The sequence below is a fragment of the Devosia sp. Z11_6 genome (genome assembly GCF_058133665.1).
In genome coordinates, this window is record NZ_JBYUNQ010000003.1 from 446,819 (window position 1) to 469,586 (window position 22,768).

Annotated in this window: 21 protein-coding genes; 12 read left to right on the top strand and 9 right to left on the bottom strand. The window is 63.6% G+C overall.

Features of this window, described 5'->3' with window-relative positions:
* The 7 genes from AC3YMN_RS11650 to AC3YMN_RS11680 all read right to left on the bottom strand — a co-directional run bounded on the left by AC3YMN_RS11650 (position 1) and on the right by AC3YMN_RS11680 (position 7,870).
* Entirely contained in the window at positions 1-972 is a 972-nt protein-coding gene (locus tag AC3YMN_RS11650; protein WP_489890104.1) for an ABC transporter permease, read from the bottom strand.
* Positions 969-1,970 (bottom strand): ABC transporter permease, encoded by a 1,002-nt coding sequence (locus tag AC3YMN_RS11655; RefSeq protein WP_489890105.1) that lies wholly within the window; start codon positions 1,968-1,970, stop codon positions 969-971. The genes AC3YMN_RS11650 and AC3YMN_RS11655 overlap by 4 nt, the downstream gene beginning before the upstream one ends.
* Positions 1,967-3,502, bottom strand: a complete 1,536-nt coding sequence (locus tag AC3YMN_RS11660; RefSeq protein ID WP_489890106.1) for a sugar ABC transporter ATP-binding protein — start codon at positions 3,500-3,502, stop codon at positions 1,967-1,969. The genes AC3YMN_RS11655 and AC3YMN_RS11660 overlap by 4 nt, the downstream gene beginning before the upstream one ends.
* Before the next feature lie 61 nt (positions 3,503-3,563).
* Entirely contained in the window at positions 3,564-4,544 is a 981-nt protein-coding gene (locus AC3YMN_RS11665; protein ID WP_489890198.1) for an ABC transporter substrate-binding protein, read from the bottom strand.
* A 219-nt stretch (positions 4,545-4,763) separates the two neighbouring features.
* Positions 4,764-5,489: an SDR family oxidoreductase gene (locus AC3YMN_RS11670; RefSeq protein ID WP_489890199.1), complete on the bottom strand. Its 726-nt coding sequence runs from the start codon at positions 5,487-5,489 to the stop codon at positions 4,764-4,766.
* Positions 5,479-7,134 (bottom strand): GMC family oxidoreductase, encoded by a 1,656-nt coding sequence (locus tag AC3YMN_RS11675; RefSeq protein ID WP_489890107.1) that lies wholly within the window; start codon positions 7,132-7,134, stop codon positions 5,479-5,481. The genes AC3YMN_RS11670 and AC3YMN_RS11675 overlap by 11 nt, the downstream gene beginning before the upstream one ends.
* Before the next feature lie 43 nt (positions 7,135-7,177).
* Positions 7,178-7,870 (bottom strand): FCD domain-containing protein, encoded by a 693-nt coding sequence (locus AC3YMN_RS11680; RefSeq protein WP_489890108.1) that lies wholly within the window; start codon positions 7,868-7,870, stop codon positions 7,178-7,180.
* 212 nt (positions 7,871-8,082) lie between these two features.
* Between AC3YMN_RS11680 and AC3YMN_RS11685 the strand changes: the two genes are divergently transcribed.
* From AC3YMN_RS11685 to AC3YMN_RS11710, 6 genes are all read left to right on the top strand, one after another.
* A complete protein-coding gene (locus tag AC3YMN_RS11685; RefSeq protein WP_489890109.1) occupies positions 8,083-9,561 on the top strand; it encodes an aldehyde dehydrogenase family protein in 1,479 nt (492 codons plus the stop codon).
* A gap of 5 nt (positions 9,562-9,566) precedes the next feature.
* Complete coding sequence (locus AC3YMN_RS11690; protein WP_489890110.1) at positions 9,567-10,658, top strand: mandelate racemase/muconate lactonizing enzyme family protein; 1,092 nt, start codon at positions 9,567-9,569, stop codon at positions 10,656-10,658.
* A 229-nt stretch (positions 10,659-10,887) separates the two neighbouring features.
* Positions 10,888-11,910: a sugar ABC transporter substrate-binding protein gene (locus AC3YMN_RS11695; protein WP_489890111.1), complete on the top strand. Its 1,023-nt coding sequence runs from the start codon at positions 10,888-10,890 to the stop codon at positions 11,908-11,910.
* Positions 11,911-11,983: 73 nt separating this feature from the next.
* Positions 11,984-13,060 carry an ABC transporter permease gene (locus AC3YMN_RS11700; RefSeq protein ID WP_127752772.1) on the top strand — a complete coding sequence of 359 codons (1,077 nt, stop codon included), beginning with the start codon at positions 11,984-11,986 and terminating at the stop codon, positions 13,058-13,060.
* Positions 13,057-13,833: an ATP-binding cassette domain-containing protein gene (locus AC3YMN_RS11705; protein ID WP_173087593.1), complete on the top strand. Its 777-nt coding sequence runs from the start codon at positions 13,057-13,059 to the stop codon at positions 13,831-13,833. Before AC3YMN_RS11700 ends, AC3YMN_RS11705 begins: the two co-directional genes overlap by 4 nt.
* 2 nt (positions 13,834-13,835) lie before the next feature.
* On the top strand, positions 13,836-14,621 hold the full coding sequence (locus AC3YMN_RS11710) for an SDR family NAD(P)-dependent oxidoreductase (protein WP_489890112.1): 786 nt from the start codon (positions 13,836-13,838) through the stop codon (positions 14,619-14,621).
* Positions 14,622-14,725: 104 nt separating this feature from the next.
* On the opposite strand, the gene AC3YMN_RS11715 is transcribed toward AC3YMN_RS11710, so the two are convergent.
* On the bottom strand, positions 14,726-16,384 hold the full coding sequence (locus tag AC3YMN_RS11715) for a Na/Pi cotransporter family protein (RefSeq protein WP_489890113.1): 1,659 nt from the start codon (positions 16,382-16,384) through the stop codon (positions 14,726-14,728).
* 277 nt (positions 16,385-16,661) lie between these two features.
* Here AC3YMN_RS11715 and ugpB point away from each other — a divergent pair, with 277 nt between their 5' ends.
* The 6 genes from ugpB (at position 16,662) to AC3YMN_RS11745 (ending at position 22,437) form a co-directional block, all read left to right on the top strand.
* Positions 16,662-17,987, top strand: coding sequence for a sn-glycerol-3-phosphate ABC transporter substrate-binding protein UgpB (gene ugpB / locus AC3YMN_RS11720; protein ID WP_489890114.1), 1,326 nt, complete (start codon positions 16,662-16,664; stop codon positions 17,985-17,987).
* A gap of 69 nt (positions 17,988-18,056) precedes the next feature.
* Complete coding sequence (gene ugpA, locus AC3YMN_RS11725) at positions 18,057-18,941, top strand: sn-glycerol-3-phosphate ABC transporter permease UgpA (protein ID WP_127752767.1); 885 nt, start codon at positions 18,057-18,059, stop codon at positions 18,939-18,941.
* 10 nt (positions 18,942-18,951) lie between these two features.
* On the top strand, positions 18,952-19,800 hold the full coding sequence (ugpE, locus tag AC3YMN_RS11730; protein ID WP_127752766.1) for a sn-glycerol-3-phosphate ABC transporter permease UgpE: 849 nt from the start codon (positions 18,952-18,954) through the stop codon (positions 19,798-19,800).
* Positions 19,801-19,802: 2 nt separating this feature from the next.
* Positions 19,803-20,855, top strand: coding sequence for a sn-glycerol-3-phosphate import ATP-binding protein UgpC (locus tag AC3YMN_RS11735; RefSeq protein WP_489890115.1), 1,053 nt, complete (start codon positions 19,803-19,805; stop codon positions 20,853-20,855).
* Positions 20,856-20,901: 46 nt separating this feature from the next.
* Positions 20,902-21,648, top strand: coding sequence for a glycerophosphoryl diester phosphodiesterase (locus tag AC3YMN_RS11740; RefSeq protein WP_489890116.1), 747 nt, complete (start codon positions 20,902-20,904; stop codon positions 21,646-21,648).
* A 6-nt stretch (positions 21,649-21,654) separates the two neighbouring features.
* A complete protein-coding gene (locus AC3YMN_RS11745; RefSeq protein WP_127755195.1) occupies positions 21,655-22,437 on the top strand; it encodes a DeoR/GlpR family DNA-binding transcription regulator in 783 nt (260 codons plus the stop codon).
* Positions 22,438-22,483: 46 nt separating this feature from the next.
* Here the strand turns inward: AC3YMN_RS11745 and AC3YMN_RS11750 are convergent, their stop codons facing one another.
* Positions 22,484-22,744 carry an SWIB/MDM2 domain-containing protein gene (locus AC3YMN_RS11750; RefSeq protein ID WP_127752763.1) on the bottom strand — a complete coding sequence of 87 codons (261 nt, stop codon included), beginning with the start codon at positions 22,742-22,744 and terminating at the stop codon, positions 22,484-22,486.
* Between the last annotated feature and the right edge of the window lie 24 nt (positions 22,745-22,768).

Sequence of the window (22,768 nt, forward strand, 5' to 3'; positions counted from 1 at the left end):
CTAAGCGGGGGCGTTCGGGTGCGTCACCATGCGGGCCTGGATGATCACGACGACGAGGAGGAAAGCGCCGCGGATTACCGATTGCCAATAGGCGGAAAGGGAAATCCAGCCCATGCCGTTCTCGAAATTGAGCACGTTGAAGAGGATGCCGAGGAGAAGCACGCCGGCCAAAGTGGTGCCAACGGAGCCGACGCCGCCGGTCAGCAGCGTACCGCCGACCACGACCGAGGCGATGGCGAAGAGCTCCCAGCCCACGCCCTCGATGGGCTGGCCAGCGCCGAACTGGGCGGCGAGGATCACGCCGGCGAGGCCGGCGAGGCCCCCGCTCGCCAGATAGGTCAGGAACTTGATGGCGTCGGTGCGCAGGCCCATGAGGCGCGAGGCTTCCTCATTGCCGCCAATGGCGAGGACGGTGCGGCCGGTGCTGGTGAAGTTGAGGACCACCGAGCCGAGGAGATAGGCGAGTGCGGCGATCACGGCGGGGATGGGCAGGATCCAGAAATTGCCCTGGCCCAGCGCGGTGAAGCCGCTTTCATAGGAAACGGAGACGGACTGGTTGTTGGCCAGCAGCAGCGCCGAGCCGCTGGCCGCGAGCATGGTCGCGAGAGTGGCAATAAAGGGCATGATGTTGGCGCGGGTGACGAGAAGGCCGTTGATGGCGCCGACGAGGAGGCCGACGCCGATGCCAGCCGCGGCGCCGGGGAGGATGCCATAGGGACTCGCAAGGGCCGCCGCGACGCTGCCGAGGGCGGCGGTGGAGCCGACGGAGAGATCAATGCCGCCGGTCATGATGACGAAGCACATGCCGAGCGAGACCAGCGCGAACATGGAATTGTAGCGCAAAACGCTGGTGATGTTGAAAAAGCCGAGGAAGTTGTCGTAGCGCCACCAGCCAAAGGCGATGAGCGCGAGGAGGGCGATGACGACGCCATAGGTGCCGAGGAGAATGCGGAGATCGGGCTTGCGGGTCATCGCGCCCTCCCCTGTTGCTGGAGCCAGACGGCGAGGACGATGATGGCGGCCTTGACCACGAGCGCGGCGGCGTCGGGGACGCCATTGGCGAGCAGCGTGTAGCGCACGAGCTGGATGGTGAGGGCGCCGATCAGGGTGCCGATGATGGTGGCCTTGCCGCCGCTCAGCAGCGTGCCGCCGACGGCAACGGCGGCGATGGCGTCGAGCTCCATGCCGAGGCCGACGAGATTGGCGTCGCTGGCGGAGTTGATGGCGATGACGACGAGCCCGGCCACGCCCGCGCAAAAGCCGGAAATGGCGTAGACGGCGAGTTTGACGCGGCTGACGGGGACGCCCGAGAGTTCGGCGGCGCGCTCATTGCCGCCGGTGGCGAGGATGGCGCGGCCAAAGACAGTGCGGCGCAGAACCCAGGCGGCAAGGAGGACGATGGCGGCCATGATCAGCACCTGGACGGGGATGCCGAAGGGGCGGCCGAGGCCGATCCACTGGAATTCGGGGGTGCGGAAGACCTGGAGGTTGCCGTTGGTGAGGACCTGGGCAATGCCGCGGCCGGCGATGAAGAGGACGAGGGTCGCGACAATGGGCTGGATGCGGAAATAGGCGACGAGCCAGCCATTGAAGAGCCCAAGGAGCGTCGCGGCAAGAAGAGCGACGCAGATGGCGAGGGCGACGGCCGGGCCGATGGGGCCGACGGGGAAGATGGTGCCGAGAAAGATCATCGGCGCCAGCGCACCGGAGATGGCCATGATGGAGCCGACGGAGAGGTCGATGCCGCCGGTGCCGATGACCATGGTCATGCCGACGGCGACGATGACAATGGTGCAGACCTGGGTGAGGTTGACGTTGAGGGTTTGGACGGTGGCGAAGTTGCGAGTGAAGATGAGGTTGAAGACGAGCAACAGCGCGAGCGCGATCAGCGTGCCATAGCGCGAAAGGAAATCGAAGACGTCAAAGGGGCGGCGCTCGGCGGCGCGCGGCGCGGGAAGAGTTGCGGTCACGCCTGCACCTGCTCGGTTCGGGTGGAATGGCCATGGGCCATGGCGTCGAGCACGCGCTCTTCGGTGATCTCGCTGCCGGTGAGTTCGGCGACGGTGCGGCCCTCGCGCAGCACGAAGACGCGGTCGGCGCCTTCGACGACCTCCTCGAGTTCGGAGGAGATCATGAGGACGGCCAGGCCCTGATCGGCGAGGGAGCGGATGAGGCGCTGGATCTCGCCCTTGGCGCCCACATCGATGCCGCGGGTGGGTTCATCAAGGATCAGGAGCTTGGGATTGGTGGCGAGCCAGCGGGCCAGCAGCACTTTTTGCTGATTGCCGCCGGAGAGTTCGCGGATCTTCTGGTTGGGGCCGGAGCATTTGATACCGAGCTGGGCGATGAAGCGCTCGACCAGTTCGCGCTGCTCGGTTTCGGAAACGACGCCGTTCCTGCTGATGCGCGGCAGAAGGGCGAGGGTCATGTTTTCGGCGACGCTGAGTTCGGGCACGATACCCTCGGCCTTACGGTCCTCGGTGACAAAGCCCATGCCGGCGGCAATGGCGTCCTTGGCGCGGCCGGGGGCATAGGGCTGGTGGCCCATCTGCATGGCGCCGGCGCGCGCGCGATCGATGCCGAAGACGAGGCGGGCGGTTTCGGTGCGCCCTGCCCCCAACAAGCCGGCAAAACCGACAATCTCACCCCGCGCGACATCGAAGCTGACATCCTGCACCGCCTGCCGCGCGGCCAGGTTGCGGGCGGCAAAGACGGTTTCCCCCGCCTCCCGGTGCCTTTCGGTGAAGGCGGTGGCGTGGCCTTCGACCTTGCTGATGTCGCGCCCGAGCATGGCGGAGACGAGGTCGAGCTTGTCGATCTCGTGCATGTCGGCGGTGCGCACGGTGCGGCCATCGCGCATGATGGTGACGCGGTCGCAGACCTCGTAGAGCTCATCGAGCTTGTGGCTGACAAAGATGACGGAAACGCCGTCGGCTTTGAGTTGGCGGATGACCTTGAACAGCATGGCGACCTCCCCTTCGTCGAGTGACGAGGTGGGCTCGTCCATGATGACGAGGCGGGCGGAAAAGCCGATGGCGCGGGCAATGGCCACCATCTGCTGGGTGGCGGTATTGAAATCCATCAAGGGGCGGCGAACATCGACGGTGATGCCGAAGCTGGCGAGCAGGCGCTGCGCTTCGGCGTGCATGGCGTTCCAGTCAAGCATGCCAAAGCGGCGCGCTTCACGACCGAGACAAATGTTCTCGGTGAGCGAGCGGAAGGGGACCAGGTTGATTTCCTGGTAGATGGTGCTGATGCCGCGCGACTGGGCTTCATGGGGAGAGCCCACTTCAAAGAGCTGGCCGGCAAAGAAGACCTCGCCGCCATCGCGCTTATGATAGCCGGTCAGCACCTTGATCATGGTGGATTTGCCGGCGCCGTTCTGGCCGATCAGGGCGTGCACTTCGCCGGGGCGAACCTCAAGCGATGCGCCGGAGAGGGCCGGGATGCCGGCGAAGCGCTTGTCGATGCCGGTCATCGAGAGCAGCAAATCATCGGCCATGCTGGAACTCCCAAAAAAACGGGGGCACCCGCCGCAAGGGCGGATGCCCGTCACCTTGCGATCAGTAGGCAGTGTCGAGCAGTTCTGCGGCGTTTTCGGGCGTGTACATCTCGTCGGGATTGATGATCACCGGCGGGATGGTTTCGCCAGCGGCATAAGCCACGGCGGTATCGAAAGCCTTGGGGCCAAAGCGCGGGTTGCACTCGACCACGGCTTCGATCTTGCCATCGACCACGAGTTGCACGGCTTCCTTGCCGCCATCGATGGAGAAGACGAGGCAATCGTCACGCCCGGCGGTGCGGCCAGCCGCTTCAAGGGCGGCAATGGCGCCGATGGCCATCTCGTCGTTGTGGGCATAGATGACATTGGCGTCGGGATGGGCCTGCAGCAGGGTTTCGGCCACCTGGCGGCCCTTGTCGCGGGCGAAGTCGCCGGACTGGGAGGCCACGATCTGGAAGTCCGAATGCTGGGCAATGACGTCATCAAAGCCCTTCTTGCGATCATTGGCGGGCGAAGAGCCGGTGGTGCCTTCAAGTTCGATGATGACCTTTTTGTCGAGGCCGAGACCGACCAGATATTCGGCCACGCGCTGGCCTTCTTCCACGAAATTGGAGCCGATGAAGGTCACGTAATCTTCGCCGGGCTTGGCGAGGCTCTGGTCCACATTGCGATCGAGCAGGATGATCGGAATGCCGGCGCCCTTGGCGGCCATGATGGCGGGGATCAGCGGCTTTTCTTCGCGCGGGGCGAGGAAGATCAGATCGACGCCCTGGGCAATCATGGAGTTGACGTCGGCCACCTGCTTGGCGGCAGAGCCGGCCGCATCGGTATAAACCAGCTGCCAGCCGCGGGCGGCGGCTTCGTCCTGCATGGACTTGGTTTGCGCGAGGCGCCAGGGATTGTTGCTTTCGGTCTGGGCAAAGCCGACCTTGTAGGTGTCCTTCTGTTCCAGCGGGGGCGCGGCGGCAAAGGCACGCGAGGCCAGAATGGACGCTGCGGCGCTGGCGGCCGAAGCAATCAGCAGACTACGACGGGTAATCATCATGTAGTTTTCCTCCCAGTTTGGCCGCTATTGCGCGACCAGTGGCTTGAGCCACGAACCATGATAGTTGACCAAATAATCTTGCGACGTCAATGCAGCTAATTAGCCTTAACTAGCTGATATTCTTGATGTATTATGCGACACGCACCTGCGCCCGGAGCATGGCCGGAACCTGCGTCTACCTCCCTCACATTTCCTGCCGGGCTCCCTCTGCTTGCTTCAGTTCACGGCGAAACCCGCATCTATCGGCAGGGCGACGCCATTGATCATGGCGGCCGCGTCGCTGAGTAAAAACAGGATCACGGATGCGACCTCTTCGGGCTGCACGAACCGCCCGAGGGGCATGCGGCGCAGCATGGGATCGGCCTTGGCCGGATCGCTCCAGGCCTTGACCGCCATGGGCGTCAGCGTAATCGCTGGATTGACGGTGTTGACGCGGATGCCATGTCGGCCAAGCTCATTGGCCATGACGCGGCTCATGGCATCAAGGGCACCCTTGCTGGCGCAGTAAGCGGCGTGATCAGCCCAGCCCATCCATGCCGCATTGCTCGAGACATTGACGATGGCGCCGCCCAGACCGCGGCTGATGCGATCGCGCGCATATTCCTGGGCGAGCAGCATCGGGGCGCGCAGGTTAACGGCCATCAACTGATCGAGGCTGTCGACGCTGGTTTCGAGGAAGCTTTCGAGAATGGTGGTGCCGGCATTGTTGACGAGATAGTCGACCGGTCCACCTGCATGGGCTGCGGCGACAGTAGCCTCAGGGTCGGACAAGTCTACGACGACGGGGGTGCAGCCAATTTCCTCGACGAGGCTATCCAGGTCAGACTCGGTGCGGCTGAGCGCCACGACATGGGCGCCCGCCTTGGCGAGCATAAGAGCGGTGGACCGGCCGATACCCTTGCCCGCACCACTGACCAGAACTGATTTGCCTTCAAGCGACATGGCCAACGCGTACTCCGTCCATTTGATTGACTGTGCTGCCCAAGATGAAGTTGGCGCAGCGATCGCCCAGCATCATGGCCGGCGCCGCGGTGTTGCCGGCATTGATGGTGGGGCACGCCGACATATCAGCGACGCGCAGATTGTCGATGCCGCGCACCTGCATCTGGGCGTCGAGGACGGCCAAGGGATCGCCATCAGGCCCCATGCGACAGGTGCCGGCGGGGTGGTAGTTGGTCTTGACCATGCGCTTGCAGTGGGTGGCCAGCGCCCCGTCACTGAGGTCAGCCGGGTCGGGGCGCAGGATCTTATCCACGCGCGAGCCCAAGGGGCCATTCTGGAAGGCACGGAGGAAGAAGCGCTGGCCGGCGATCATGGTGGCCATGTCGTCGGGGTGCTTGAGCAGATGGGGGGAAACGATGGGCATGTCGGCGGGGTTGGCGGAGCGGAGTTTCACAAAGCCGCGCGATTTGGGCTTGGTGACGACGGTGGTGACGGTGACACCATGGGTGGGCGCGATGAGCTTGAGCAGGTCGCGGTCGAGATACACAAAGGGGACGCAGAAGGCCTGGATGCTGGGTTCGGCCTCCGCGTCGATGGGATTGACGAAGGCCCCGGCTTCAACGCCCGCCGAGGTCACCATGCCGGAGCCAAAGACCTTGAATTGCAGGCCGTGCATCAGCATGCGCCAGCCATCGGTGTGGCCGAAATAGCCATAGGGACCATTGAAGTGCGCAAGGATCGGTACTTCGGGATGATCGATCAGGTTCTGGCCGACGCCGGGCGCGTCAAGGGTGACGGAAAGTCCGTGCCCGCGCAGTTCATCGGCGGGGCCGATGCCCGAGAGCATCAGCAGCTTGGGGGAAACCAGCGCCCCCGAGCAGACGATGATATCGGCGGCGGAATGGGCGGTGTGCTCGCCCGAGCTGTCGGCGTAAACGACGGAGGTCGCCCGCTCCTTGTCGATGACGAGGCGCTGCACGGCGGCGTTGAGCTTGACCGTGAGGCGCGGATGCTTGAGCAGCGGCTCGATGAAAGCGTAAGCGGCGCTGGAGCGTTTGCCGCGCCGGTTCATGAACTGGTAGAAGCCGACCCCGGTTTGGCGGGGGCCGTTGAAATCGGGATTGAAGGGGACGCCCAGGCCCTGCATGGTTTGCACGAACCAGCGCGACACATCGTCGATGTGGCCGGGATCGGACACGAGCAGCGGGCCGCTGTCGTTGTGGCGCTCGTCAAAGAAGCGGTTATTGCCTTCCATGCCGCGAAAATGGGGGAGCACATGCTCCCAGTCCCAGCGCACACCGGCATTGTTGCCGCGCAAGAGCTCGTCCCAGGCATCGTAGTCGGATGGGCGGCCGCGCATATAGACCTGGGCGTTCACCGAAGTGCCGCCGCCCAGCACATTGCCCTGGCTGATCTCATGGACGCGCCCGTCCAGATGCTCCTGAGGCGTCGTGGCGTGATAGCGCATGAATTTGGAGCCGTTGATCATCTTGAAGATGCCCGGCGGCATATCGAGCAGCGGATGATGGTGGGAGTGCCCGGCTTCCAGGAGCAGCACCCGGCGCCCGGCCTCGACCAGCCGCGCGGCCGCCACGCAGCCCGACGCGCCGCCGCCCACAACGATATGATCGTATTCCTGCGTCACGCTTGGTGGTCCTCCTCGGGTGGGCGTCCTCTCTTGGCGGAGTTCAGCCCTGGTCGAATGTTCCTCGTACATATTCCCAGGCGGCGGTCAGGTGGCCATTGAGGGCGCGCTCGGCCCCCTCGGGGTCACGTTCGGCAATGGCCTGGTAGATTTCGCGGTGGCTGAGCCAGTTGGTGCGGTTGCGCTCCGAGGAGCGATCCATGCGCTCCCAATGGGGGCGCAGCCAGCCGGTGAAGGCGCGATGGATCGAGGGCATCACCGGATTGCGCGGCAGCTCATAAAAGACGGCGTGAAAAGCCATATCGGTGCGATAGAATTCAGCGGCATCACCGATGGCAGCTTCATTGGCCTCGAGCGCGGTGCGCAGGGCGGCGAGATCGTCCTTGCGGGCATGAAGCGCGGCATGGCGCACCAGCGCGGCTTCGAGAAAAACGCGGGTGTCGTAGAGGTTTTTGACGCCCGCGGTCTGGCCGAGCAGCTGACCGACAACGCCACCGAGGGCTGAAAGGGCCGCATCATAGCCGGCGCGGCGCACGACTGGGCGGAAGCGCGGGCGGGTTTCGACCAGCCCCCTGCCCGCCAGTTGCGCCACCGCTTCGCGCGCGACGGTGCGGCTGATGTTGAACTGGGCCATGAGTTCGCGTTCGGCGGGCAGATAGCTGCCATCGGGCAGTTCGCCGCTGCCGATCATGGCTTCGAGCCGGGCCACGACCATATCGGCGGCGCGATCACTCACTCCGCTTCGGTGTTCCGCTGCCAGCTCCATTGTACCCGTCACGTCACCGCTCTCCTTTGCCCGATACCTCAACCAAGTTCGCATCAGAATGCAAGCGCAAAACGTGGTTTGGTCCGTCCAAAGTTTCGATGAACTGCGGCGGGACTTGACTTTCGCCGGCCGGACGGCCTCACTTGTGCTGGTTTGGTCGGAGCAAAGCGGAGGAGCCGTTGATGCTGCAGGAGATGTTGGCGGAGCTGGCCGGTAGCGGGGTGTATCGCGGGCAGATGCTGATCGACGGGCGCTGGACCGATGGGGGCGCGCGCGATGTGTTCGAGGTGGAGAACCCGGCCAACCAGCGCATCATCGGCACCATCCCCCAAGGCGGGCCCGAGGATGCGGCGGCGGCAATCGAGGCGGCGCGGCGGGCACAGCCGGCCTGGGCGGCACTGCCGCCGATCGAGCGGGCCAAGCTGCTGTTCAAGCTGGCCGATGCGGTGCGGGCGAATGATGGGGTGCTGGCGCGCATCGTCGTGGCCGAACAGGGCAAGCCGCTCAACCAGGCAATGGGGGAGATCGGGGCGACGGAGACTTTTCTGCGCTATGCGGCGGAGTCGGCGCGGCGCATCGAGGGGGATATTTTTCCCTCGGACATGGCCAATGAGGAAGTGTGGATCCGGCGGGTGCCGCATGGGGTCGTGGTGGGGCTGACGGCGTGGAACTTCCCCGCGGCGCTCGCCACGCGCAAGCTGGGGCCGGCGCTGGTGGCGGGCAATACATTCGTGCTCAAGGCGCATGAGTTCACGCCGTTTTCGGGGCTGGCCCTCGCGGCACTGGCGCAAGAAGTGGGGTTCCCGCCGGGGGTGTTCAATGTGGTGACGGGCGCTGGGCGGAGCGTCGGGGAAGCGCTGGTGACCCATCCCCATGCCGACCTCATCACCATGACCGGCAGTACGCGGGCGGGCAAGGAAATCTACCGGGCGGGCGCCGACCAGATCAAGGTGCTGCGGCTCGAACTCGGGGGCAAGGCACCGTTTATCGTCATGGACGATGCCGATGTGGATGCGGCCGTCGAAAGCGCGGTGGCGGCGCGGTTCAGCAATTGCGGGCAGATCTGCACCTGCAATGAGCGAATGTATCTGCATCGCGCCATTGCCGATGAATTCCTGGACAAGTTCGTGGCACGCACGCAGCGGTTGCGGATCGGCGATCCGCTGAGTGACCCCGATCTTGGGCCCAAGATCAGTGGACCGGAGGTGGAAAAGGTCGCCGCTATCGTCGCGCAATCGATAGCGGCGGGCGCCGAGGTGCTGCTCGAGGGCGGGCCGCTGCGGGAGGGGGAGTTTGCCCGCGGGCATTGGTATGCGCCCACGGTGATGAAAGTGCCCAACAACTCGGTGCCGGCGATGCAGCAGGAGATCTTCGGACCCGTGGTGCCGGCCATGGTGGTGGGGGATTTCGAGGAGGCGCTGAGCCTCGCCAATGATAGCGAATATGGACTCTCCGCCTATGTTTATACGCAGAACTTCAAGCGGCTGATGCGCTTGGCGGAAGCGCTGCAGTTCGGGGAAATCTACTGCAACCGCTCGAGCGGCGAGCTGGTGCAAGGTTTCCATACCGGCTGGGGGCAATCGGGGCTGGGCGGGGAGGACGGCAAATATGGGCTCGACGGCTATTTCCGCAAGAAAACCATGTATGTGAACTGGTCCTGAACCCCATGAACACGCCACTGATCGAGGCCGTGGAGGCCCATCTGTTCCGGGTGCCGCTCCCCAAGGTGATGGTGGATGCCAAGCATGGCGCGCACACCCATTTCGAGCTCGTGACCGTCACCATCCGCACCAGCGAAGGGGTGGAGGGCACCGGCTACACTTATACCGGCGGCAAGGGTGGACGGGCGATACTCGCCGTCGTCGAGGATGACCTGACACCCATGCTCCTGGGGCGCGATGCCGGGGAGATCAACGCCATCTATGACGCGATGTGGTGGCACATCCATTATGTGGGGCGCGGCGGGATCACGGCGTTTGCGATGTCGGCGGTGGATATTGCGCTCTGGGACCTCAAGGGCAAGCGCGAGGGGCGGCCGCTCTGGCAGATGGCCGGCGGCGCGGGAGCAACGGCCAAGGTTTATCGCGGCGGGATCGACCTCAACTACACGCTGCCCGAGCTACTGGAGAGCATTCAGGGGTATCTGGCGGCAGGATTCAGGGCGATCAAGATCAAGGTGGGCAAGGACGACCTCGCAGAGGATGTCGAGCGGGTGCGGGCGGTGCGGGCGCTGATCGGGCCGGATACCCCGTTCATGGTGGATGCCAATTATGCGCTGGATGTGCCCCGCGCCGTTGCGGCGGCGAGAGCGTTCCAGCCCTTCGACCTGCTCTGGTTTGAGGAGCCGATCATCCCTGATGATTACCTCGGCTATGCGGCGATCGTCGAGGCAACGGGGATGCCGCTGGCGATGGGGGAGAACCTCCACACCATCCACGAGTTTGAATACGCCTTGGCGCAGTCGCAACTCTCGTTCATCCAGCCCGATGCCTCCAACTGTGGGGGGATAACCGGGTTCCTGCGGGTGGCGGAGCTATCGCGCTCCCACGGCATTCCGGTGTGCAGTCATGGGATGCAGGAATTGCATGTGAGCCTTGTGGCCGGACAGCCCAATGCCGGCTGGGTCGAGGCCCACAGCTTTGACATCGACCACTACACCATCCGCCCCCTGCAGTTGCGCGACGGGTTGGCGGTGGCGCCGGATGTGCCTGGCACGGGCGTGGAGTTCGATTGGGGTAAATTGCGCAGCGTTACGTAAAGCAAATGCACAAGGAAACGGCAGCATATACTTGCCGCCAGGCTCTCGCACCAAGATAGGACGGAAGCAACAGCAACAAACGAGCAAAGCCCCATTCCGGTTGATTGACAGGCCCCAAGGTGGCGTGCTGACATCATCTTTATCGAAGCGGCGCACGAGGAGTGCGCGCGAACTTCGCAGCGGTCGTGACCGGAAAAATCCGGGACGTCCATGTTCTGGAGGAGAACACATGAACAGGTTCTGGAAAGCCACGGCGGCTAGCGCCGTGCTGCTCGGCCTTGCGTCCGGCTCGGCCTATGCGCAGGAAATTGTCGGACTGATCACGAAGACCGAGGGCAATCCCTTCTTCGTCAAGATGCGCGAAGGCGCGCAGGCCAAGGCGCAGGAACTCGGGCTCGAGTTGCGCACCTTTGCCGGCGAGTTCGATGGCGACAATGAAAGCCAGATCGCCGCTATCGAAAGCCTGATCGCCGCGGGCGCCAAGGGCTTTGCCATCGTTCCTTCGGATTCGTCAGCTATCGTGCCCACTATTCAGCAGGCCCGCGATGCCGGGCTGCTGGTCATTGTGCTGGATACCCCGCTCGACCCGATGGATGCGGCCGACGCGACCTTTGCCACCGACAACCGGCAGGCGGGACGGCTGATCGGGCAATGGGCCGCTGGCACGCTGGGCGATGAAGCGGCCAATGCCAAGATCGCGTTCCTCGATCTGGCAACCAACCAGCCCACCGTCGACTATCTGCGCGACCAGGGCTTCATGGAAGGCTTCGGCATCGATGTGAAGGATCCCAATCGCTATGGCGACGAGGACGATCCGCGCATTTGCGGGCATGAAGTCACCGGCGGCGCCGAAGAAGGCGGGGTGACCGCGATGGAAACGCTGCTGCAACGCTGCCCGGATGTGAATGTGGTTTATGCCATCAACGAGCCGGCGGCGGCGGGGGGCTACCAGGCCCTGCAGTCGGTGGGCAAGGATGATGGTTCGGTGCTGATCGTGGCCATCGATGGCGGCTGCCCGGGCGTGCAGAACGTCAAGGAAGGCATTATCGGCGCGACCTCGCAGCAATACCCGCTCGACATGGCATCGCTCGCCATGGAGGCAATCGCCAAGTTTGCCGAGGACGGCACCAAGCCGGAAGTCGATCCGGAACTGGGCTTTTACGATACGGGGGCACGCCTTGTGACCGACAAGCCGGTGGACGGCGTGGAATCGATCGGCACCACCGAAGCTGCCGAACTCTGCTGGGGCTAAGCGCCTCCTCGGCCTCTCCGGCCACTTGCCGGAGGGGCCCACTGCATTCCGCTCACCCCAGGAGGAGCAGGCGATGAGTGACGACGCCAGCGGCGTGACGACGGCAGAGCGCGGCCTTGGCAGCGGACCTGCCGGAGTGGCGAGCTTTGAGGACGAGGCACCCGGTGCGGGGCGCCGGATCCAGCACTTCTTTCACCAGAACCCAACAGCGATTCCCGCCATCATCCTGCTGGTGGCGGTGGCGGTGTTCGGGTTCGTGACCGGCGGTCGGTTTTTTGGCTCACTTAACCTGTCGCTGATTTTGGCGCAGGTGACGCTGATTGCCTTGTTGGGCACGGCGCAGACCCTCGTGATCATCACTGCGGGGATCGACCTGTCCGTCGGCGCGATCATGGTGCTGTCCTCCATCATCATGGGCAAGCTGGCGGTGGACTACCAGGTGCCGGTCGCCATCGCCTTTCCCGCGGGATTGTTGACGGGGCTGTTGTGCGGCTTCCTCAATGGCCTTCTCGTTACCGCGCTCAAGCTGCCACCGTTCATCGTGACGCTGGGCACCTGGAGCATTTATGGGGCGCTGATTACGCTGGTGTCCAACGCCGCGACGATCCGGGCGCAGGCGCTGGATCAATATGCGCCGTTTCTGCGCTGGATGGGTGCGCGCATTCCGCTCGGAGGTGGCGCCTTCTTGATGTATGGCTCGATCCTGATGCTACTAGTCGCGGTGGTGATCTGGTATCTCCTGAGCCGCACGGCCTTTGGGCGGCATGTTTATGCCATTGGCGATGATGCCAATGCCGCACGGCTTGCGGGCATTCAGGTCAACCGCACCCTTTTGGGCGTTTATACCCTGGCAGGGCTGCTGTGCGGGATTGCCGGTTGGGTACTGATCGGCCGGGTGGGCGCCGTGTCGCCGCTGGGCAATCAAACCGCCAATCTCGACGCCATCACCGCCGTCGTGATCGGGGGCACGTCGCTGTTTGGGGGACGCGGCTCGATTCTGGGGACGCTGTTTGGCGCACTGATCGTGGGCGTGTTCGATTCGGGATTGTCGCTGACCGGGGTGGATCCCTTGTGGCGGCAGCTAACCGTGGGCGCGCTGATCATCATCGCCGTGGCGATCGACCAATGGATCCGGAGGGTTTCGGCATGACCCAGCCCATTCTCGAAGCGCGGCAACTGACCAAGCGCTATGGCCGGGTGGTGGCGCTCGACCATGCCGATTTCGAGTTGATGCCCAACGAGATCCTCGCCGTGATCGGGGATAATGGTGCGGGCAAATCCACCCTGATCAAGGCGCTGTGTGGCGCGGTGCTGCCCGATGGCGGGGAGATCCTGCTGGAAGGCAAGCCGGTCAATTTTCGCTCCCCGCTCGAGGCCCGGATGGCGGGGATCGAGACGGTGTACCAGGATTTAGCGCTATCCCCTGCCCTCTCGATTGCCGACAACATGTTCCTGGGCCGGGAGTTGCGCAAGCCCGGCATCGTTGGGTCGGTGTTTCGCGGCCTCGACCGGGCGCGGATGCAAAAGATCGCGCGCGAAAAGCTGTCTGAGTTGGGACTGATGACGATCCAAAACATCAACCAGGCGGTGGAAACCCTGTCGGGCGGGCAACGGCAGGGCGTCGCGGTGGCGCGGGCCGCGGCCTTTGGCAGCCGGGTCGTGATCATGGATGAGCCGACAGCGGCGCTCGGGGTCAAGGAAAGCCGGCGCGTGCTGGAACTGATCCTTGATGTGCGGCGGCGCGGCTTGCCGATCGTGCTCATCTCGCACAACATGCCCCATGTATTCGAGGTGGCTGATCGCATTCACATCCACCGCCTCGGCAAGCGAATCGCAGTGATCAACCCCAAGGACTTTTCCATGTCCGATGCGGTGGCGATCATGACCGGGGCGATGCCGCCGCCGGTAGAACAAAAGGTTTGAGCATGGATTTGGGTTTGCGGGACAAGGTCGCGGTGATCACCGGCGGCACGGTGGGGATTGGGCTGGCGGTGGCCGAGGGGCTGGCGACAGAAGGGGCCAATCTGGTGCTGGTCGGGCGCGATGGGGAGCGCGCCGAGCGGGAAGCCATCCGCATTGCCGAAACCTATGGGGTCATTGTTTCCGCAATTGCCGCGGATGTGGCCACGGCCGAAGGCTGCGAGGCGGTGATCGCCGGGGCCAAGCGCGGCTTTGGCGGGGTCGATATCCTCATCAACAATGCGGGCACCGGCTCCAACGAAACCATCCAGGAGGCCGATGACGCCAAATGGCAGTATTACTGGGACCTGCATGTGATGGCGGCGATGCGGCTGGCGCGCGGGCTGGTGCCCAGCATGAAGGCGCGGGGCGGCGGCGTCGTGCTGCACAATGCCTCGATCTGCGCGGTGCAGCCGCTTTGGTATGAGCCGATCTACAACACCACCAAAGCTGCGCTCATGATGTTCAGCAAGACGCTCTCGACCGAGGTCGTCGGCGACAATATCCGCGTCAACACCATCAATCCCGGGCTGATCCTGACGCCAGACTGGATCAAGACGGCCAAGCAGATCGCGGGCGAAGATGGCTGGGAAGCCCATCTGCAGGGCGTCGCCAACGAGGCGGGAGGCATGAAGCGCTTCGCCAGCCCCGAGGAACTGGCGAATTTCTTTGTGTTCATGTGCTCGGACAAGGCGAGCTATTCGACGGGCTCGACCTATTTCGTCGATGGCGGCTGGCTGAAGACGGTTTAGCTTAGAGGGAGCGACGTGCGCAAAAGCGCACGCGCGGGGGCGACGAACGCTAGCGTTCGCGCCGGGTTTGCGCTGCGCGACAAACGCGGGGCGTTTGCGCTGGACTAACCCGTCTGCACGAGGCGGGTGCGGAGCAGCTCGCCGCTGTCGCTGAGGATGGAATAGGCGATACCGGTCAGCAGGGAATTGATCCGGCGCAGCGCGTGCACGGTTTCAAGGTGCAGGTCGCTGGACTGGATGCTGGTAGGGTTGCCGTCGCGCATGCGGCTGAAATGCTGCTCCATGCTGCGCCGCTCGAGCACGCCGATCTCGTCCTTTTCAGCCACGAGCTGGCGGGCCGAATCGGTGTCCTCGGACACAAGCACATTGAAGGCCAGCTGCATGTTGCCCAGGACGCGCGCATGCAGGTCCGTCAGCTCGTTCCAGCCCTGGGACGAAAAGGCGAGGCGCCGCTCCTGCTTTTGCTCGGCGAGCTTGAGCAGCTGCTTGACGATGATGTCGCCGGCCTGTTCGAGGCTGATGGCGAAATTGGTCAGGTCCTTGGCGCGGCGGGTCTGGGCGGCGTCCATTTCCTCCCATTCAAGGCGCGTCAGGAACAGCTTGATCTCACGATTGGCCTGATCGACCTCGGACTCGAGCGCCTTGATGCGGCGGATGGCTGTCTTGTCGCAGCTTTGGAAGATTTCCATCACCGGCTGGAGCATGACCTCGACCGTTTCGCTCATGCGCAGCAACTCGCGCGTGGCGCTGGCGAGCGCGGCATCGATGTTGCCGGTAGGGGTCGAGAGCAGAGCGTTGCTGCGCAGCCGCGCGACATTGAGCTCGCCTTCGACCGGCGCTTCGCTGATGAAGCGTTCGGTCAGGCGGGCAACAAGGCCGGTCAGCGGCAAGCCCAGCGCGAGAACGGCGAAGTTGAAGCCGATATGGAGGATGCTGGCCTGGAGGCCGACACTGCCTGGAATAGCGTCAAGCAGATGGGGCAGCAGCTGGACCAGCAGCAGAACGAGAATCGCGGCGCCGCCGCGGAAGGCCAGCGCGCCAACAGCGATGCGGCGGGCGCGCACATCGGCGGCCCGGGTCATGCTCCAGGAGATCAGCGTGCCGCCCAGATTGGCGCCGAGCACAAAGGCGGTGGCCACTTCGAGCGGGATAAGGCCGGTGGCGCCAAAGGAGATGATGACGAGAACGCTGGCGACGGAGGAATAGGACGCCCAGGTGATAAGCGCGGCGACAAGGAAACCGGTCCAGAGATCGCCCTGCAGATAGGTGATGACCGAGCCCAGCGCGCGGCTGTCGCGCCAGGGGGCGGTGGCTTCCCCCACCATTTGCAGCGACAGGAGAACAAAAGCGATGCCCAGCACCATGCGGCCGAGCTGCTTGGTGCCGCGGCTTTGGCCGCGCAGGAACAGCATGCCGCCGATGATGATCAGCGGGGGCATGAGGACGGTGAGATCAAAGGACAGGATGCTGGCGACGAGCGCCGAGCCGAAATAGGCCCCCAGCATCAGTGCGAGGCCCGTCCCGCCTTCGAGGAGCCCGCCGGCAGCAAAGCTCGAGGCGAGCGCGGCCACGGCAGTGGAGCTTTGCAGGGCAACGGCCATGGCAGTGCCGGCAGCGGCGGCGCCGATGCGGCTTTTGTTGGCGTAAGCCAGCAAACGCTTAAGCTGGGGCGAATAGGCGCGCTCAACCGCGGTCCGCACCATGCGCACTGCCCAGAGCAGCAGCACGATGGCGGCTACCAGATGCACTGCGATGAAATACAAACGACGCCTCCTTGAGCGGCCAAATGGCCAGCCCCTATGATGTTCACATGAACCCCAGTGATGCAACTGCTTGGGGCAAAACCGCGAATGACGCTGTGCGCTGTCATAAAACGGTTAGGTGCTCCAACTAGAAGCCTAAGCAGGCTGCAGCAAGGCCATCAACCCCCCTTCTTGAATGTTCAAATGAGCATTTCAGTTTGCAAAGGAAGAATCGATGCTATCAAGTGGTGCCAAGCTTGGGACGAAAAGCTCCCAGCGCAATAACATGGGAGTGAGCATGTTCAAAAACGCTTTGCTGTTGTCTGCAGGACTGGTCGCCGTGATGTCGGCAACACCGGCCTATGCCCAGACCGAAATCACCTGGTGGCACGCCATGAGCGCCGAACTCGGCGAAAAGCTCGAGGAAGTGGCGCAGGGCTTCAATGAAAGCCAGACCGAGTACAAGGTTACCCCGGTTTTCAAGGGCACCTATCCTGAAACGCTGAACGCCGCGATTTCGGCGTTCCGCGCCAACGAGCAGCCCGCCATCGTGCAGGTTTATGAAGTTGGCACCGGCACGATGATGGCTGCCCAGGGCGCCGTTTATCCCGTGCACCAGCTGATGACCGACAAGGGCGAGCCCTGGGATCCGAGCGCGTTCCTGCAGCCAGTGGTCGGCTATTATTCGGACACCGAAGGCAACATCCTGTCGATGCCCTTCAACTCGTCCACGCCGATCTTCTACTACAACAAGGACGTGTTCGAAAAAGCCGGCCTTGATCCGGAAGTCGCGCCCAAGACCTGGGCCGAAGTGGAAGAATTCTCGCGCAAGATCGTCGATTCCGGCGCAGCCAAGTGTGGCCTGACCACGGCCTGGATCACCTGGATCCACACCGAAAACATGTCGGCGCTGCATGACCAGCCATATGGCACGCTGGAAAACGGCTTTGGCGGCCCGGCTTCCGAGCTGAGCTTCAACAATGAAGCCGTCGTCAAGCATTGGGGCAATCTCAAGAAGTGGGCTGACGAAGGCCTGTTCCAGTATGGCGGCCCGGTGGGCGGCAACGATTCACAGCCCAAGTTCGTGGCGCAGGAATGCGCGATGTTCATGAACTCCTCGGCTGGCCGCGCTGGCGTGATCCGCAATGCCGTGGACTTCGAAGTCGGCTTTGCGCCCCTGCCCTATTATGACGACCTGATCGACGAACCCAAGAACTCGATCATCGGCGGCGCGACCCTGTGGGTGCTGAACGGCAAGTCCGACGAAGTGTATTCGGGCGTCGCCAAGTTCTTCACCTATCTCAGCCAACCCGAAGTGCAGGCCGATTGGCACCAGTTCACCGGCTATCTGCCGATCACGACGGCAGCCTACGAGCTGGGCCAGGAGCAGGGCTACTACGCCAAGAACCCGGGTTCAGACATCGCCATCGAGCAGATCATGCGCGGCACTCCCACAGCCAACTCCAAGGGCGTGCGCTTCGGCAACCTGACCCAGGTCCGCGATGCCGTGGACGCCGAGTTCGAGGCCATGCTGGCCGGCCAGAAGACCGCCCAGGAAGCACTGGACAGCGCCGTGGAGCGCGGCAACGCCATCCTGCGCGATTTCGAAGCCAACAACAGCTAATCCGCTAACGCCAGGAAGACCCGCGCCAATGGTGCGGGTCTTCATCCGAGGCCCAGCCAGCGAGCCCCAATGCAGTCCAAACGCACGATTTTCCCCAACAAACTGCTGCCTTACGCGCTGCTGGCGCCGCAGCTGATCATCACCATCATCTTCTTCCTGTGGCCCGCGGCCCAGGCAGTCCGGTCGAGCTTTGAACGCGAAGATCCGTTCGGCTTCCGGACCACCTTCATCTGGTTCCAGAACTATACCCGCTTGTTCGCCGACCCCGGCTATCTGCGCGCGGCATCCAACACGGCGGTGTTCGCCGTCGGCGTCACCATCCTCTCGATGGGCGTGGCGCTGCTGCTGGCTGTGGCCGTTAACCGGCTGTTGCGCTCAGGCAAGTTCTACACCACGCTCCTGGTCTGGCCCTATGCGGTGGCGCCGATCGTTGCGGGTATCCTGTGGTGGTTCATGTTCAACCCCACGATCGGCATCGTGCCCTATCTGCTGGATGCGTTCGGCTATCGCTGGAACCACCGCGTCAACGGCAACGACGCCATGATCCTCGTGATCATCGCGGCGAGCTGGAAGCAGATTTCTTATAATTTCCTGTTTTTCGTGGCCGGTCTGCAATCGGTGCCCAAATCACTGATCGAGGCCGCCGCTATCGATGGCGCGGGCCCGTTCAAGCGGTTCTGGACCATCGTGTTCCCGCTGCTATCGCCGACGACTTTCTTCTTGATGATCGTCAACATCAACTACGCGATGTTCGACACTTTCGGCATCATCGACGGCACCACGGCCGGCGGCCCTGCGGGCGCCACCAACACGCTGGTGTACAAGGTTTATGCCGACGGCTTTGTTGGCCTCAATATCGGCTCGTCGGCGGCCCAGTCCGTGCTGCTGATGCTGATCGTTATCGCTTTGACCGTCGTCCAGTTCCGCTGGGTCGAACGGCGCGTGCAATACTAGGAGGCCGGTCATGGTCGAAAACAGGCCTTTCCTCAATATCCTCACGCATCTGCTGCTGATCGTCGGCGTTGCCGTGGTGGCGTTCCCGGTCTACCTGGCTTTCATCGCCTCCACCCATGGCGCGGACGCGTTCTCGCGTGGGCTGGCGCCCATGCTGCCCGGGCCGCATATGATCGACAATTATGCGCGGATGCTCACCAACGGCCTGTCTTCGGCCGGGGCGCCGCCGGTCTGGATGATGCTGATCAATTCCACGATCATGGCGCTGACCATCGCCATCGGCAAGATCGCCATCTCGATCATCTCGGCTTATGCGATCGTCTACTTCAAGTTCCCGTTCCGCCTGCTCGCCTTCTGGATGATCTTCATCACCCTGATGCTGCCGGTGGAAGTGCGCATCATGCCAACCTTCAAGGTGGTGGCGGATCTGGGGATGCTCAACAGCTATGCCGGTCTCACCATTCCGCTGATCGCTTCGGCGACCGCGACGTTCCTGTTCCGCCAGTTCTTCCTGACTATTCCCGATGAACTGATGGAAGCGGCGCGGGTGGATGGCGCGGGTCCGATGAAGTTCTTCCGCGACATCCTGCTGCCCCTCAGCCGGACCAATATCGCCGCGCTATTTGTGATCCTCTTCATCTATGGCTGGGTGCAGTATTTGTGGCCGCTGCTGGTGACCACCGACACGGGCTATTACACCATCGTCATGGGCATCAAACGGCTCGCGGCCAGTGCCGACACCGATCCGTACTGGAACCTCGTCATGGCAGCGGTGATGCTCGCCATGCTCCCTCCAGTGCTCGTTATCCTTCTCATGCAGCGCCTGTTCGTCAAAGGCCTGGTCGAAACGGAAAAATAGATATGGCAACCATCAACCTAGTCGACCTGCAAAAGAGCTATGGCGGCGATGTCATGGCGGTCAAAGGCATCAATCTCAGTGTCGCCGATGGCGAGATGATCGTGCTCGTCGGGCCTTCCGGTTGCGGCAAGTCCACCCTGCTCCGCATGGTGGCCGGGCTGGAAACCGTGACCTCCGGGCGGATCGAGATCAATGGCCGCGATGTGGTCAAGGCCGAGCCTGCCGAGCGCGACATCGCCATGGTGTTCCAGAACTACGCGCTTTATCCGCATATGACGGTGCGCGGAAACCTGGAATACGGGCTCAAGAACCGCGGCACCCCGCGCGCCGAGATCGACCGGCGCGTCAATGAAGCCGCTGATATCCTCGAGATCGGGCCAATGCTCGACCGCAAGCCACGGGCATTGTCGGGCGGGCAGCGCCAGCGCGTCGCCATGGGCCGCGCCATTGTGCGCGAGCCATCCGCGTTCCTGTTCGACGAGCCGCTGTCGAACCTCGACGCCAAGCTGCGCGTGCAGATGCGGGTGGAAATCCGCCGCCTGCAGCGCCGGCTCAAGACCACCAGCCTTTATGTGACCCACGACCAGCTCGAAGCCATGACCCTGGCCGACCGGCTGGTGGTGATGAATGGCGGGCTGGTCGAGCAGATCGGCACGCCGACTGAGGTTTATGACCGCCCGGCAACGCTGTTTGTCGCGAGCTTTATTGGCTCGCCGCCGATGAACCTGATCCCCATCGCGGCCCTGGCCGGCGCCGAAGGCTTCCACCTGGGCAATCTGCCGGCAAACACCGACATTGTCGGCCTACGCGCGGACCAGCTGGTGATCGAAAAGCCCGCGGGCGAAACCATCGTGCTCGATGCCGTGGTTGAACTGCTCGAGCCAGTGGGTGGCGAAAGCCACCTGCATGTGCGCCTGGCGGACCAGACGTTGATTTTGCGGGTGCCCGGGCGGCCGCAGCTGGTCGAAGGGGCGGCGATCAAGCTTTATGCCCCCGCCTCGCTGATCCACCCGTTCAACAGCAGCACGGGTCGGCGCACAGACGCCCTCGCCTGAGATCCAGGCGAGGCAGCGGACCAGGACGACCGCAGAAGGAACGCGCATGACCAACAGCACCCCTAACGGCCCGCAGCGGGACGAAGTGCAGGCCCATCGCGGCGCCTCACTAGCGGCCCCCGAGAACACCATTGCCGCCTTTCGGGCTGCCGCCGACCAGGGCGCCAAGTGGGTGGAGCTGGACGTGGCCCTGCTCCAGGACGGCACCCTGGTGGTGATCCACGACGACAGCGTGGACCGGACCACGACGGGCACGGGTTCGCTGGGCGCCTTGACCCGCAGTGCGCTGGCCGAACTCGACGCCGGCGCCCGGTTCGGGGACGCGTTCAAAGGCGAGCGCATCCCGACACTGGAAGAAGTGCTGGCGGTGCTCGGCGAGCTTGGCGTTGGCGCCAATATCGAGATCAAGCAGCACAAGCACCACCGTTCGCTCGAGCAACTGACCGGAGCTGTGCAAAGCGCCATCGAGGGGTGCCCTGCCCTGCCCCCGATCATGATTTCGAGCTTTGACCCCGCGGCATTGGCAGCAATGCATCGGCTGTTCCCGGAGATGGAGCTAGCAATGCTGTGGAGCAAGCTGCCCGCCGATTGGGCCGAGCAACTCGCGGCCATTCCGGCAAGCAGCGTGCACCTCGACTACAAGGCGCTCAGCATCGGCTTTCTGGAACAAGCGCGCGAGCGCGGCGTCAAGGTGCGGGCCTGGACGGTCAACGAGCCCGCGGTCCTGGCGTCCTTCTGGCCCGCGGGGCTAACCGGCGTGATCACCGACGACCCGAAGGTGTTTCTAGGCTAGTGCGTGATGGGGTTGAACATGCTGTCGGGCCGACAACGCGACATTCTTGCTCGCATTGAAACCGAGGGGGCTCAGTATATCGAGACCCTGGCTGCCCGCTACCGCGTGACGACGCAAACAATCCGCCGCGACATCAACACACTTTGCGATCTGGGCTTTGCCCGGCGCTTCCATGGCGGCGCCGATGTGCCGGTGGAAGCCCATAACATCTCGGTGCATGCCCGGGTGGCGCAGAACAGCGGCGCCAAGCAACGCATCGGCAAGCGTATCGCGGCGGCGATCGAGCCGGGCTCAACCGTGTTCATGGGCATTGGCAGTACGGTGCAATATGTGGCCGAGGCGATGCGCGAGCATGCGGGGGTCACCGTGGTCACCAACAATATCGACGTGGCGCTGACGCTGTGTAATGCATCCCAGATCGAAGTGCATCTCACCGGCGGGCTGCTGCGGCACAATGACCGCGACGTGGTGGGCGCCGATGTGCTGCGGTTTTTCGAGAAGTTCTATGCGTCCTACGCGGTTATTGGCGCGGGCGCCCTGCATCCCAGCAATGGGGTGCTGGACTTCAGCTATAGCGAGGCCCAGATCACCTCAACGCTGGTGGAAAATTCGCGCCTGAGTTTTCTGGCGGCAGATGCCAGCAAGTGGACGCGCGAGGCGGCGGTCAAGGTGGTGCCGTTCAGCAAGATTACCTGCCTGTTCACGGACCGGCTGCCCGACGGCGGGGTGGCGCAGAGCCTCGGCGCCTTCGGCACCCAGGTGGTGCTGTGCGACGAGGTTCTGGCCTGATCGGAATGGCTGGGCCCCGCCGAAAACGGTCGGCCCGCCGGAAGAACTAGCCGAGGTGCTTGGACACCAGGGCTGTCATCTCGAACATGGTGACGGTATCCTTGCCGCCGAACACGGTCTTGAGCTTGTCATCGGCCTTGATGTTGCGCTTGTTCTGGGGGTCCTGAAGGTCGTTCTTCTTGATGTATTCCCAGACCTTCTTGGTGACGTCGGGGCGGGACATCGGGCCTTTGCCGACAATCGGCACCAGGTCGGGACCGACCTCCACAGGCTTGGATAGTCCGGAGTTCGCCTTCTTTTCGGCCATTCATCAGCTCCAATATGTGTCAGC